We start from the raw sequence: 14110 nt of genomic DNA, 5'->3' as shown, positions 1-14110 counted from the left end.
TCATGGCGACGCCCTGTCCGCCAGCATAGCGCCAACCATCCGGCTACGGGATTACCCCCGGTGATAACCGCTGGTTCACGCCGCAGCGATCTGGGAGGCTGCCGCGCCCGAACCAGGTGCCGCAAGATCCGTTTCATCGATGCCGTTCCCGGCATGCACACGGAAACAGGATGCAGACCCAGAAAGACCTGCCGCTCGCCGGCATTCGCGTGGTGGAGTTCGGCCAGTTCATCGCGGCGCCGGGTGCGGCGATGTTGCTGGCGGATCTTGGCGCCGACGTCATCAAGGTGGAGCCGCTGCGTGGAGACAGTGCGCGGCGCTTCGACGGCACGAGCGCGCAGAGCCCGATGTTCCTGGCCTACAACCGCGGCAAGCGCGCCATCGCCCTGGATCTGCGCACGGCGTCAGGGCTTCAGGCCGCCCGCAAGCTGGCCCTGTCGTGCGATGTGGTGCTGCATAACGCGCGCCCCGGGTCGATGGAATCGCTCGGACTGGACGCCGCCACATTGCGCGATGCCAAACCGGAACTGGTGCACGCCAGCGTGACCGGCTTCGGCACGCGTGGGCCGTCGCGTCTGCGGCCGGGTCTGGATATCGCGGCACAGGCCGAGAGCGGCATGATGTCCGTGACAGGCGAGGCCGGCGGCCAGCCGCTGAAGGCAGGCTTCGCGCTCATCGATGCCGCCACGGCACTGGCCACCGCCAACGCCATCGTGGTCGCACTATTCCGACGTTTCCGCACGGGACATGGCGACACCATCGAGACATCGCTGCTGACCGTGGGCGTGCATCTGCAGGCCCAGCTCTGGGCCGAATACCAATGCTCCGGCGCGCTGCCGGTACGCAGCGGCAACAGCCAGCCCAAGGCGGCGCCGGCCGCCGACGTGATCGAGGTGGCCGATGGTCACATCGTGCTCTCGGCCTACCTTGACGAACACTGGGCGCGGCTTTGCAGCGCGATCAATCAGCCAGCACTGGCCGGCGATCCGCGCTTCGCGAACAACGCACTGCGTGTGCAGAACCGGCCGGCCATGCTGGCGATCCTGCAGGACGCATTGCGAGGTTTCGCCGGAGAGGATGCGCGTGCCTTGCTGGAGCGCCACCAGGTGGTGGTGGGCGTGGTGCGCGACTACCGACAGGTGGAGGCCAGCGCCGACGTGCAGGCCAATGCGCTGCTGATGGCGGTGGGCGATGGCCTGGGCGGCGAGATCGTGTTGCCGGGCCTGCCGTTCCGCATGGGAGCAGCGGCGCAGGCTTCGACGCCAGTGGTACCTCGTCTCGGCGAGCATACGGCGCAAGTGCTGCGCGAACTTGGCTATGACGATGAATCCATCGCCGCCATGGCGCGGAACGGAGCCATCGGCATCGACTCCGCATGTGAAGAAGGAGCGCAGGCATGACAGACGCATCCGCAGTCCTCATATCCCGCCACGATGGCTGGGCCGATCTCACGCTGAACCGTCCCGCAACGCGCAACGCCATCGACATGGCCACGGCGGAAACCTTCGCGGACGCGATTCTCGCACTGGAGGCCGACGCCACGGTCCGGGCCATCGTCCTGCACGGCGCAAACGGCGCGTTCTGCTCCGGCCTGGACCTGCAGGCCATCAAGGGCCATGCGGAGGGCCTCGCCGGATTCGCAGTGCGCTGGGATCGCGTGCACGCCGCGCTGATCGCCAGCCGCAAGGTGTGGATCGTGGCACTCGAACGCCACGCCGTGAATGGCGGTGCCGCACTGGCACTGGCCGCCGACCTGCTGGTGTGCGGGGAGGGCGCCTTCATGCAGATTGCCGAAATCCGCATCGGCATGAACGCACCGCGCAACATTGCCTGGCTGGCCTTGCGGCACGGCGAGGCAGTGGCCGCGCGGCTGTGCCTGCTTGGCGAACGCGTGCCCGCGACGGAATTGCTGCGGCTCGGTGTTGCCACGGAAGTCGTTGCCGATGGCGACGTGCTGGCGCGCGCACGGGACATGGCAGCACAGGTGGGCGGCTTTCCGGCAGCGACGGTGCAGGCCGTCAAAGGCACGCTGCGCGCCGCCAGCGCGCGCATGGCGGCGGCCCACTGGTTCGACGCTTGCCGCAATGCCGAACCCGTGGAGGTCCAGCATGGATGAATTCGCCACGCTGCGCCACGACGTGCGCGCATTCATCGCCGAAGCCCTGCCTGCACGGGTGCGCGAGAAAGTGCGGTTGGGGCTCGAAGTCAGCAAGGAGGAAATGGTGGACTGGCAGCGGCGGCTCGCGGAGCGCGGCTGGCTGGCGCCGCATTGGCCGGAAGCGTGGCAGGGCCAGGGATGGAGCGCAGCGCGGCGCGCGGTGCTGCAGGAGGAACTGGTGCTGGCCCACGCGCCCGAGACGGGCGGGATTTCAATCGAGATGATCGGCCCGATCCTGATCCATCACGGCACGCCAGCGCAGCAGCAGTATTTCCTGCCGCGCATCCTGAACCAGGAGCACTGGTGGTGTCAGGGGTATTCCGAGCCGAACGCGGGCTCGGACCTGGCTTCTCTGACCACGCGTGCCGAGCGCCACACCCGTGCGGACGGATCGACTTTCTACCGCGTCAACGGCAGCAAGATCTGGACGTCGTACGCGCAGTACGCCGACTGGATCTTTTGCCTTGTGCGCACCGATACCGAAGCCCGCGCACAGGAGGGCATCAGCTTCCTGCTGATCGACATGCGTAGCCCCGGCGTCAGCGTGCGGCCGCTGATCGGCATCCATGGCTGGCAGTTGTTCAACCAGGTGTTTCTGGACGATGTGGAAGTGCCGGTGGAGATGCGCGTCGGCGAGGAAAACGCAGGCTGGTCGATTGCCAAATCGCTGCTGGAGCACGAACGCCTGAACCTGTCGCGCGTGGCCGAGAACCGCCGTCGTCTGGCAAAGGTGCGAGCCATCGGCAACGAAGTCATGGAAGCAGGGGAACCGATGCGGAATCGCCCGTGGTTTGCCCAACGGTTTCATGCGCTGGAGGTGCGACTGGAAACCCTGGCGGCCACGGTGCTGCGCTTCCGCCGTCTGGAGCGGCAGGGCGGGGCGCTCGGTCCCGAGACCGGAATGCTGAAACTGCTGGGTAGCCAGTTGATTCAGGACATCGAGAACCTGGCGGTCGATGCGCTGGGCCCCGACACGTTGGCCTATGACCGCATGGCGCACTTCGAACCCGCAGACCTCGAACCGGGCCGGTCGCCCTACGCGGCGGCAGCCTCCGCGCGGCGCTTCGTGACGCGCGGCTACACGATTGCAGGCGGCACCAGCGAGATCCAGCACGAGCTGCTGGCCAAGCAGGTGCTCGGGCTTTGAGGTCCAACGATGACGACACACACATTCATGCCTGAAGACGACGATATCGAGGCACGTCGCATGTTGCTGGACAGCGTGGCGCGCTTTGTGGAACGCGACTATGGCTTTGTACAGCGCAAGGCTGCCATGGCGGAGCCGCACGGTTTCTCGCAATCGGCCTGGCGCCAGTTCGCGGAGATGGGATGGCTGTCGCTCGGCCTGCCGGAAGCGTGCGGCGGCATGGGCAGCGCGATGGATCAGGCAGCAATGGCCGAAGCACTGGGACGCGCCTTGCCTGTGGAACCGTGGATCTCCAACACCGCGTTATGCGCGCCGCTGCTGGCCGGCTCGGGTCAGCCAGCCCACCTTGCGACGGCGCAGGAGATTGCCGAAGGGCGCACCTTCGCCGCGCTGGCGTGTCACGAATTGCAGGGACGCCACGACGCGTTCGACGTCGCCACGCATGCCCGCCAGCGGCCCGACGGCACATGGCAGATCGATGGCAGCAAGACGCTGGTACTCGGCGGAGGCTGCGCCGACATCCTGCTCGTGCTGGCACGCACGGACGGCGGGCAGCGCGAACGACATGGCCTGACATTGTTCGCGGTGCCCGCCAGTACGCGCGGCGTGAGCATCCAGGGCTATCCGACCTACGACGGACGGCAGACCGCCACCGTGACGCTGCGGCGCATATCCGTTGGCGATGATGCGCGGATCGGCCCCGTCAGTGAGGCATGGCCGATGGTGGAAGCGGCACTCGACCGCGCCACGGTCATGGCCTGCGCCGATGCCGTGGGCGCCATGACGCGCGCGTTCGACCTGACACGCGAATACGTGATGACCCGCCGTCAGTTTGGCCGTGCCCTCAGTGCCAACCAGGTGGTGCGCCATCGGCTGGTGGACCTGTACGTCAGCATCGAACAGGCGCGCGCCATCACGGAGGCCGCTGCCGCTGCACTGGACGCCGATCCCGTCGCACGCTCGCGCGCGGTGTCGTATGCCAAGGCTTTTGTCTCGGATGCTGGCCGCGCACTGGGCGAGCAGGCCGTGCAGTTGCACGGCGCCATCGGCATGACCGACGAGGTGGAAGTGGGGCACTGCTACAAGCGGCTGGCCGCGCAGGCCAATCTGTTCGGCGATGCCGCGTGGCATCTGGCGCGGCTCGCCGCCATCGAATCCGCGGCCCGGGCGCCTGCCTGAGCCGCGTCACACCAGGCGGGCGGACGCCTGTTCACGATACGCCGGCCATGTACCGGCATGAGCGGCCAATGCGCCGTGACGGAGACAGCAACATGCATAGCCAGAAACCTGGCGCCCGCATGGCCTTGCCGGCCATTGCAGCGGCGCTGGTGTGTGCCGGAGCCGGTGCAGCCCATGCGGACACCGCACCTTATCCCAATCGTCCGATCCGTGTGCTCGTGCCATCCGGCGCGGGCAGCGTGACCGACCAGACTGCCCGGCTGGTGGCGGAGCGCCTCTCGGTGGCGCTGAAGAAGCCGGTGGTGGTGGACAACCGTCCCGGCGCCAACGGCATCATCGCCAGCGAGATGGTGGCGCGCGCCGAGCCCGACGGGTACACGCTGCTGTTCACCTACTCGGCCACGATGACCGTGAACCCGTGGACCACGGCGAGCCTGCCCTATGACCCGGTAAAGGACTTCACCCCGATTGCGCGGCCCAGCGCTCCGGGCGGCAACCTGCTGGCGGTCACGTCCACCGTGCCGGTGCACAACCTCAAGGAACTGATCGCCTACGTCAAGGCGAGCCCCACGGAGCTGGCGTACTGCTCGTGGGGCGTGGGATCGGGCGGCCATCTGGCGATGGAGTATCTGAAAGCCAAGACCGGCATCCGGGTGCGCCACGTACCGTACAAGACGGCCGTCCAGTGCACCAATGACCTGGCGGCCGGGCACGTGACCATTGCGTTCACGGATTCCATGTCGGCCCTTCCGCATCTGAAGTCGGGGCGCATTCGCGGCGTGGCCGTGTCTGGTCCCGAACGCCTGTTGCCCGCGCCCAATGTGCCCACCATGGGCGAGCAGGGCGTGCCCTTCGAACAGGCGAGCTGGCTGGCGCTGTTCGGGCCCAAGGGTCTGCCCACACCCATCGTTTCGCGTCTGAATGCCGAGGTGAATCGCATCCTGCAATCGCGCGAGGAACAGCAGCGCTTTGCGTCGATGTACCTGAAGCCAGGCAAGCCCTCCACGCCCGACGATCTCGGCCAGCTCGTACGCGCCGATCTGGCCGCCTGGGGCGATGTCGTGAAGATCGCGGGCGTCACGCCGCAGTAGCGATACGAATACGCAGGACACAAAACACAGAACACAAAACACAAAACACAAAACACAGAACGGGAGACAGCAGCGTGAGAGAGAAGAACGGAAGCCAATGGTTGTCTGGCGCGGCGCTCGGTACAAGCCTGGGCCTCGGCACTTGCCTGGCACTAGCCAGCGGCGGGGCCACGGCCATGACGGTGCAGTTGTTCGGCGTGGCCGACGCGTCGATCGAGTATGCGAAGGGTTCGCAAAGCGTGGTACGGATGCGTGAGGGCCAGCAGGCGGCGTCCCGTTGGGGGCTGCGTGGCATCGAGGACCTGGGCGGTGGCACCAAGGCCAACTTCCTGGTCGAGTCCGGTTTCAACATCGATACCGGCGCCGAGTTCTTCGGCAATGGCCGCCTGTTCGGCCGCCAGTCGTGGATGGGACTGTCCAACAACACCTCGGGCGAAATCCGGCTGGGCAGGCAGTACACGCCGTCGTTCTATGCATTGCTGCGGCTGGACCCGTTCCTGCTGAACGGCATGGTGTCGCCATTCAACCTGTTGAGCGCCACGGCGTCGCAGGGCACCGGCCACGTGGCGTATGGCGCGCGCTTCGACAATGCCGTGCAGTACTTCTCGCCCAACTGGGGTGGCTTCGCGTTCGGTGCGGCCGTGGCGCCAGGCGAGGTACCGGGCAATCCGCGCTCGGGCACCAACTTCGGCATGAACGCGACGTATGAAGCCGGCAACGCATATGCGTTCTACAGCTACCAGGGCATGTACACCGGCACCAACCTGCCGCAGGTGCCCACCGTGCTGACGTCGAACCACTTCCTGGGTGGCTCGTACCGTTTCAAGCCCGTAGAGGTCGGATTGCTGCTCGCGCAGGCCAGCAGCAAGCTCGCCGCGACACGGGTGGCGCGGCACTACGGCATCACGTTCAGTTGGAACGTCACGCAGAAAGACACGTTCAAGGCCGTGGCGATCAAGCGGCAGATACTGGGTGGCGGCGAGCGTCCCTGGAGCATGACCATCGGCTGGGACCACGATCTCAGCAAGCGCACCACCGCCTACCTGCGCGCGGTCTACGTGCATAACAGTCCTGGGGGCAGCGTGACCAACAACAGCATCGCCATCGATCCCGGCAGCGGCGACGATGCACGCTCGATCAGCGTGGGCCTGCGTCACCGGTTCTGACCGACGGCTGGCGAGCCATCCCGGCCGCGTTGCTGGAGGCGTTCGGCGGGAAGGGGACCGCCAGTGACTGCGCCAGCGAGGCATTGGCTCAAGTTACGGCACTCACGAATGCCTCGAAGGCGCTGGCTTCCACCGGCGGACAGAAGAAGTAGCCTTGACCGTAGTCGCAGCCGGCAGCCACCAGGATGTCGCGCTGCGACTCGGTTTCCACGCCCTCGGCAATCACGCGGATACGCAGCGCATGCGCCATGCTGATGATGGCCCGGCACAGCGCCACGTCGTCCGGACCGCGCGTCAGTGAACGGATGAAGGACCGGTCGATCTTGATGTAGTCGATATCCAGGCGGCGCAGGTACGACAAGGACGAATAGCCCGTCCCGAAATCGTCGAGCGCGATCTCGATGCCGGCGGCCTGGAAGCGAGAGAGCTGATCCATGGCATCGATGCTTTGCTCCATCAGCGAGCCTTCGGTAATCTCGATGACAAGACCGCCCACCGGCACCTTCCGGCGCTCGATCATGCTGGACCAGGACTCGGGGCCGCTCGCCGGCGCGCGGAACTCGATAGGGGATTTGTTGACCGATATCTGGAAGTCCTTGCCCAGCAGCGCCTGCCAGCGCGCGAGCTGATCCACGGCCTCCGCCAGTACCCAGCGGCCAATATCGATAATGAGGCCGGACTCCTCCGCAACCGCGATGAAGTCCGCCGGAGGGATGGGTCCACGCAGCGGGTGGTTCCAGCGAATGAGGGCTTCCGCCTTGCAGACCTTGCCTGTGCGCAAATCGACGATGGGCTGGTAGTGCAGCGCGAACTGATTCGACGCGAGCGCCGTACGGAGGTCCTGTGTGATGCGCAGACGCTCCCGCTCGGCTTGCAGCAGGGATTGGGTGAACACCTTCCAGCGATTGCGGCCTTCCTCCTTGGCGGCAAACATCGCGTGGTCGGCGTACACCAGCAGGGCCTCGGCATTGTCGGCATCCTTTGGGAACGTTGCCACGCCAATGCTTGCAGACACCTCCACAAGCTCGCCGGCCAGGCGATAGGGCGCGGCAATCTGTTTCAGGATGGCCTCCGCGATGTTCGCGGCAACGCCGGCGTCGCCCACCTCGGGCAGGATCACCGTGAACTCGTCGCCGGCCAGCCGCGCAACGGTGTCCGATGCGCGCACCGATCCCGCAATGCGGCGGGCCGCCTCAAGTAGCAACTGGTCGCCCTGATCGTGGCCAAGGGTATCGTTCACTTCCTTGAACCGATCCAGATCGATGAACAACAGGCCCAGCACATGTTGCGTGCCGCGCGAACGCTCGATCTCTTGCTCCAGGCGTCCGAAGAACAGGCGGCGGTTGGGCAGGTCAGTCAGCGCGTCGAAGTTTGCCTGATGCCGGATGACTTCCTCCGCCTGGCGTTTCTCGGTGATGTCATGGATCAGCGCGACCCGACGGCGCTCCCCATACGCGTGGTGCAGATAGGTGTCCACGGTCAGGTAGGCAGGAAATTCGCTGCCGTCCTTGCGACGAATCGAAAATTCGCCGCTCCAGCTGCCCTTGGCTTTTAACGAGGCCCGCAGGCGTTCGACCAGCCCGGCCGCATTCGCGGTGCCGTTGAGGCGATACCCTGGGCGGCCCCTGATCTCTTCGGCGGCATAGCCCGTGGCCGTGGCAAAGGCCGGATTCACATCGATAATGGTGCCGTCGAGCGACGTCACTACCATGGCCTCGCTGCTGGATGAATAGACGATGGAGGCCAGCCGCATCTCCTCCAGATGGCGCCGTCGCTCGGCCATGGAGCGGCGCAGGCTGTAGTACAGCAGGCCAAGCAGCAGTGTGGAAGCAATCGCACCGGCAAATGCCACGCGCCGATAGACCTTGTATGGCGCCAGCACCAGATCCACCGACTGACCCACCACGAAATTGAGCTCGAACTCCGGCACGCGAGAGTATCCGAAGACCCGTTCGATGTTCTCCGAGGCCGACACCGCGCGGAAGCTGCCGGACTGGGGCGAATCGCTCGCAAGGTAGGGCCGGTTGCTGACCGCCCTGGCAAGCGAACCCTCCAGCGCCGGCAAGCGCGCAAGAATCTGGCCGGAATTCTTGATAACCGACGCCACCTCACCCTCGCGGTTTGTGAACGTCTGCGCAAAGCTGGCGAACTGCTCCGGACTGACGGAGACCACGATGACGCCATCGAAGCGGCCGTCGCGCAGGATGGGGCGCGTAAACTGGATCGACCATTTGCGCGAGACTTTTCCCTTCACCGGATCGCTGATGAACAGCATGTCACGCCCAGCCGCGTTCTGATGAAACCGGAAATGCTCGCGGTCGCTGAGATCGACCCTCTCGCCAGCAGTCGGCGGAGCGATGGACGAGTAGATGAGCAGCCCGTGCTTGTCGATCACTGCTACCTGGAACGACAGGTCCACGACCAGGTTCTGCCGCTCGCGCACCATGTTGACGAACCCCGTCTCGCCCACCAGCCAACCGGCCCGCAACGCAAGAAGGAATTCCGAGAGCCTCAGGATGCTGGATTTCGAGTACGCGCCAAAGGCCACTGCTTCCGCTTGCGTGCGTGTAGCGGCATCGCGCAGCAAGCGGTCCCGCTCGTTCACGAGCTGGAACGTCGCAAACGCCCATGTTGCGATCAACCATGCCGCCGCCGCCAGATTCAACGGGGAAAATATCTGACGTAGTCGATGAAGGGCTTTGCCATTCAGGATGGTCGAACGTTCTGGCATCAAATGGGTCTTGCCGCGCTGCGAAGAATCGTTGTCGATAGCAGGCTAGTCGAGGTGAGCCAAGCCGACAAGCATTACCGCCGCGGCCTGGACGTCCTCGCGTGAAGTCGACTTTCCTGCGTCGAAAACATCACGTTACCGTCCTTTTTCAACTGTATGTTTCCTGCCTGCGGGGCTGAAAGCGGTGATAGCGTTGAATCAGCAAGTTCAACGGCCATCCCCTGGCGAAATTTAGGCAATCTCGTTATCGCCAGCAAAATGCCCGCCTGAACGAGGCGAGTTCCAGGCGAGGGGGGGGCTCTGACGATTGGCCGTCATCGTGCTAGGGTTCGCCCATGACAATCTGGAGGCAAACATGGACCTGGACCTTGGCGGCAAGCGTGTGTTGATTACCGGGGGCAGTCGTGGCATCGGCCTGGCCTGCGCCAGAGCCTTCCTGCGCGAGGGCGCAAAGGTTGCGATTGTCGGACGTAGCGAGACAAATCTTTCGGCAGCGCTGACCACACTGGCTGGCGATTTTCCAGCCGCTGACGTGGTGTCCGCGTCCGCCGACCTCATCGACGCGAAAAGCGCGGAGCGTGCGGTGGATGAGGTTGTGGCCGCGCTAGGCGGTATCGATATCCTCGTGACATCGGCGGGCGGCGCGCGTCGGACCCCTTTCACGGATCTCACCCCACAATCATGGCGCGATGCCATGGATGCGAAGTATTTCAGCTACATCAATGTCATCGATCCGGTCATCAAGCGGATGGGACAGGCAGGCAGTGGCGCGATCGTCAACATTGTGGGGATGGGTGGCAAGGTCCCCAGCCCAACCCATTTGCCGGGTGGCGCAGCCAACGCCGCCCTGATGCTGGCGACGGCAGGGCTGGCAAACGCCTACGGACGATCTGGCGTGCGGGTCAATGCGGTCAATCCTTCCGTCACCCGTACGGAAAGACTCAACCAGGGGCTGGAGGCCGAAGCGAAACTGGCCGGCACGACCATCGAAGAGGCGCTGCGCAAAGCCAATGACCGCACCGGGCCGGGAAGGCTGGCGAAGCCCGAGGAAATCGCAGATGCCGTGCTGTTCCTCGCATCGGCGCGCGCCAGCTACATCTCCGGCGCCATACTTTCGATCGATGGGGCCACCACACCGCTTGTGGTCTGAACGCTTGAGTTCTGAACACGGGCGACGGCAAATCCGGTCAGCCCGTTACAACGCGGCAGAGCAGGGCGCGCGTATCCGGGCCAATGCGTGACCTAACAGCGGATCAGCCGCCTCAGAACCTCCGCATGCCCGGGATGCGCTGTCGTGATCGACGCGACATCCGCAAGCTCGAACTCACTGAACTCGAACCCGGGCGCCACCGTACAACCCGCCAAGGAGTAGCCGGCGCCACCGCTGGCACCCGGCACACGTTCCGCGGCAAACCAGCAGCCAGCGGGCACCACGGCCTGAAAGACCGTATCCGGATCCACCAACGGATTCCCGAGCCGATGCGTGACCAGCGTTCCGGCCGAATCCAGCCAGTGCACATGAAGCGGATCGCCAGCGTAGAAGTGCCAGATCTCATCCGAGCGAATACGGTGCCACGCTGAATACGCCGCATCGCAAAGCAGGTAGTAGATCGCCGTGGACGCTGAACGCGCTTCACCATCAACGGTACGCGTCACGCGCGCCTCGTCACGATAAGTCTCACGGTAAAAGCCGCCCTCGGGGTGCGGCACCAGGCCAAGCTGCGCAATCAGGCGCTGTTGCGGAGTGTCTGACATCTTGAATATGCGAACCGGGAAGGCAGCCATCATAGCTGCCACAAAGCCGAGAAAGCCGAGAACGCCCTCACCGGAATTGCAGGGATGTGGATGCGCAGCATTATTAAAGAAATCGATCAGGCATACAAGAAAAGCAAGTTAGACCCACACGTGCTTTCGCCGTTACGCTCCATATAGATAAGCAGGTAAGACCACAGGAGACACCCTATGAAAACTCACTCCCAACCGGTGACCAGCGTTCCACGGCGCCGGCACTTTCTGGCGCGCGGTGCCGCATTGGCCATGGGAGGCCTGTTGGGCGCCCATGGCAGGTCAATTCTCGCCGCGCAGCTCGGACGGGACATGCCTTTTGAGAACGGGCACCGTGAACTTGTTGCATTTCCCCAGAAGCGGCCACTGATCCTGCTGACCAATCGACCGCCGCAGTTGGAAACGCCTTTCGAGGTTTTCAATGAAGGGCCAATTACCCCGAACGATGCCTTTTTCGTGCGCTACCACTGGAGCGGCATCCCGACGTCCATCGATGCTGCGACGTATCGGCTCAAGATTGACGGCCATGTCGGACGACCCTTGGATTTGAGTCTTGGCGAATTGCGCAAGATGGGCAAGACGGTTGAAGTTGTCGCCGTAAACCAGTGCTCGGGAAATAGTCGCGGTTTCTTCTCACCTCGCGTGAATGGCGGCCAGTTGGGTAACGGTGCCATGGGAAACGCGCGTTGGACAGGAATTCCCCTTCGTACGGTGCTGGAAAAGGCGGGGGTGAAATCAGGCGCAGTGGCGGTGTCGTTCGATGGTCTCGATCGGCCGCCACTGGAAGGCGGACCCGATTTCATGAAGGCATTGGCGCTGGACCATGCGATGGACGGAGAAGTCATGCTCGCATGGCAGATGAATGGCAAGGAGTTGCCTTTCCTCAACGGCTATCCCCTGCGTCTGGTGGTGCCAGGCTACTACGGGACTTACTGGGTCAAGCACCTCTCCCATATTGAAGTCCTCGACAAGCCGTTCGACGGGTTCTGGGTCAAGTCGGCGTACCGCATCCCGAAGAATGACTGCGCTTGCGTGGAGCCAGGGACGACGCCCAGCGAGACCGTGCCGATTGGCCGATTCAACGTCCGATCGTTCATCACCAGCCACGGCCACAACCAGACCCTGCGCGCGGATGCGAAGACCACGATCAAAGGCATCGCGTTCGACGGTGGTAGCGGCATCGCGGAGGTTTCGCTTTCCGACGACGGTGGCAAGACGTGGCACCCGACAACGCTCGGGAAGGATCTGGGAAAGTACTCATTTCGGGAGTGGCGCATCGATTATCGGCCCTCCAGGAAGGGCAATCTCGAGCTCTGCGTGAGAGCCCGCAGCCGGGCGGGAGAGATCCAGCCCATGACGCCGCGCTGGAACCCCGCCGGCTATATGCGCAATGTCGTGGAAGTCACGCAGGTTGTGGTGATCTGAGGGAGCGCGCGATGAAAACAACTCGAGTCGTCATTGCCATCGCCGCCGCAGCGCTCGCCAGTTCCTTGGCGTGGGCCGCGCCTAAAGAAATCAAGTTGCCGCAGGAGACTGCCATTTACAAGCCGAGCAGCCTGCCAGGTTACAACCTCGCATTGCAAAACTGCATGACTTGCCATTCGGCGCAGTACGTCAGTACACAGCCATCCACTTCACCCCGCGCCTATTGGGATGCAACGGTAAAGAAGATGAAGAAGCCTTTCGGTGCGCCGCTGAAGGATGAGGACGTCGAGCCCATCGTGGACTACCTCGTCAAGACATATGGTGCGGAGGCGAAGAAGACGGCAGCCAAGGAGGCGTCTGCAGCCACCCCGCACTAATACGGTAGCCAGATCGCGTGGCTACTCAAGATAAAAATCCTTGCCTGGACGAGGCGCGCAGAACAGCGCGGCCTCGTTCTCCACGATGTTACTTGGCAGTGGGCATGGCGAATTCCGCGCCGCGCGCCGTGTCGTTCGGCCACCGTTGCATGATGCTCTTCTGCCGGGTGTAGAACCGCACGCCTTCTTCGCCGTATGCGTGCGTATCGCCAAACAACGAGCGCTTCCAGCCACCAAAGCCGTGCCATGCCATCGGGACAGGAATGGGCACGTTGATACCGACCATCCCCACTTCGATGCGGCGACCAAACTCGCGAGCCACCTGACCATCACGCGTATAGCAGGCGACGCCGTTGCCGAACTCGTGTGCGTTGACCAGCTTCACCGCTTCCGTGAAATCATCCACGCGCACGCATGACAGCACCGGGCCGAAGATCTCTTCCTTGTAGATGCGCATCTCGGGCGTGACGTTGTCAAAGAGCGTGCCGCCAGTAAAGAAGCCTTGTTCATGGCCGGGGACCTTGTAATTCCGGCCATCGACGACGAGCTTCGCGCCTTCTTCGACGCCAAGCGCAATGTAGTTCTCGATTCGTTCAAGCGCTTGCCCCGTGACAACCGGGCCCATTTCGGCGTCGGCCTCCATACCGTTCTTGATGATCAGTTCGCGTGCGCGGGCTTCCAGCTTCGGCATGATCTTGTCGGCCACATCGCCAACGAGCACGGCAACGGAAATCGCCATGCAGCGCTCGCCAGCGGAACCATAGGCAGCGCCGATCAGTCCGTCGACGGCCTGGTCGATGTCTGCATCGGGCATCACCACCATGTGGTTCTTCGCGCCGCCCAGTGCCTGGACGCGCTTGCCAAGCTTCGCGCCCGTTTCGTAGATGTAGTTCGCAATCGGGGTGGAGCCCACGAAGCTGACCGCCTTGATGTCGTCATGATGGAGGAGGGCATCCACCACGGTCTTGTCACCTTGGACGACATTGAACACGCCGTCGGGCAGTCCCGCTTCCTTGAGCAGGCGCGCCATGAAGAGCGATGCGGAGGGATC

General features: G+C 64.0%; 12 protein-coding genes. 9 read left to right on the top strand and 3 right to left on the bottom strand.

All coding sequences use genetic code 11. The annotated features are described in order from the left end of the window. Nucleotides 1-170: 170 nt before the first annotated feature. The 6 genes from FFS21_RS24060 (at nucleotide 171) to FFS21_RS24035 (ending at nucleotide 6741) form a co-directional block, all read left to right on the top strand. Complete coding sequence (locus tag FFS21_RS24060) at nucleotides 171-1400, top strand: CaiB/BaiF CoA transferase family protein (protein WP_137927214.1); 1230 nt, start codon at nucleotides 171-173, stop codon at nucleotides 1398-1400. Then, on the top strand, nucleotides 1397-2116 hold the full coding sequence (locus FFS21_RS24055) for an enoyl-CoA hydratase/isomerase family protein (RefSeq protein WP_137927213.1): 720 nt from the start codon (nucleotides 1397-1399) through the stop codon (nucleotides 2114-2116). Before FFS21_RS24060 ends, FFS21_RS24055 begins: the two co-directional genes overlap by 4 nt. Further along, nucleotides 2109-3305: an acyl-CoA dehydrogenase family protein gene (locus FFS21_RS24050; protein WP_249359609.1), complete on the top strand. Its 1197-nt coding sequence runs from the start codon at nucleotides 2109-2111 to the stop codon at nucleotides 3303-3305. The genes FFS21_RS24055 and FFS21_RS24050 overlap by 8 nt, the downstream gene beginning before the upstream one ends. A 9-nt stretch (nucleotides 3306-3314) precedes the next feature. Next, a complete protein-coding gene (locus FFS21_RS24045) occupies nucleotides 3315-4484 on the top strand; it encodes an acyl-CoA dehydrogenase family protein (RefSeq protein ID WP_249359608.1) in 1170 nt (389 codons plus the stop codon). Between the two features lie 92 nt (nucleotides 4485-4576). Continuing rightward, complete coding sequence (locus FFS21_RS24040; protein ID WP_137927211.1) at nucleotides 4577-5575, top strand: Bug family tripartite tricarboxylate transporter substrate binding protein; 999 nt, start codon at nucleotides 4577-4579, stop codon at nucleotides 5573-5575. 128 nt (nucleotides 5576-5703) lie between these two features. Next, nucleotides 5704-6741: a porin gene (locus FFS21_RS24035; protein ID WP_283205150.1), complete on the top strand. Its 1038-nt coding sequence runs from the start codon at nucleotides 5704-5706 to the stop codon at nucleotides 6739-6741. 88 nt (nucleotides 6742-6829) lie between these two features. On the opposite strand, the gene FFS21_RS24030 is transcribed toward FFS21_RS24035, so the two are convergent. After that, nucleotides 6830-9472: a bifunctional diguanylate cyclase/phosphodiesterase gene (locus FFS21_RS24030; RefSeq protein ID WP_137927210.1), complete on the bottom strand. Its 2643-nt coding sequence runs from the start codon at nucleotides 9470-9472 to the stop codon at nucleotides 6830-6832. 355 nt (nucleotides 9473-9827) lie between these two features. Between FFS21_RS24030 and FFS21_RS24025 the strand changes: the two genes are divergently transcribed. After that, the gene (locus FFS21_RS24025) at nucleotides 9828-10622 is read left to right on the top strand and encodes an SDR family oxidoreductase (RefSeq protein WP_137927209.1); all 795 of its coding nucleotides are present in this window, start codon (nucleotides 9828-9830) and stop codon (nucleotides 10620-10622) included. Between the two features lie 92 nt (nucleotides 10623-10714). Here the strand turns inward: FFS21_RS24025 and FFS21_RS24020 are convergent, their stop codons facing one another. Next, nucleotides 10715-11227: a cupin domain-containing protein gene (locus tag FFS21_RS24020; protein WP_137927208.1), complete on the bottom strand. Its 513-nt coding sequence runs from the start codon at nucleotides 11225-11227 to the stop codon at nucleotides 10715-10717. A gap of 207 nt (nucleotides 11228-11434) precedes the next feature. On the opposite strand from FFS21_RS24020, the gene sorA reads away from it, so the two are divergent. Both sorA and sorB read left to right on the top strand, forming a co-directional pair. Further along, nucleotides 11435-12682 carry a SorA family sulfite dehydrogenase catalytic subunit gene (sorA, locus tag FFS21_RS24015; RefSeq protein WP_502705195.1) on the top strand — a complete coding sequence of 416 codons (1248 nt, stop codon included), beginning with the start codon at nucleotides 11435-11437 and terminating at the stop codon, nucleotides 12680-12682. Between the two features lie 11 nt (nucleotides 12683-12693). Beyond that, a complete protein-coding gene (gene sorB / locus FFS21_RS24010; RefSeq protein ID WP_137927207.1) occupies nucleotides 12694-13059 on the top strand; it encodes a SorB family sulfite dehydrogenase c-type cytochrome subunit in 366 nt (121 codons plus the stop codon). 88 nt (nucleotides 13060-13147) lie between these two features. Here sorB and FFS21_RS24005 read toward each other — a convergent pair. Continuing rightward, nucleotides 13148-14110: aldehyde dehydrogenase family protein (locus FFS21_RS24005; RefSeq protein WP_137927206.1), on the bottom strand; the 963-nt coding region annotated here is incomplete at its 5' end.

It is taken from the genome of Cupriavidus sp. 2SB, assembly GCF_005503625.1.
Classification (GTDB): domain Bacteria; phylum Pseudomonadota; class Gammaproteobacteria; order Burkholderiales; family Burkholderiaceae; genus Cupriavidus.
Note: the sequence above shows the minus strand (reverse complement) of the source record. Positions and strands in the feature narration are given on the sequence as shown.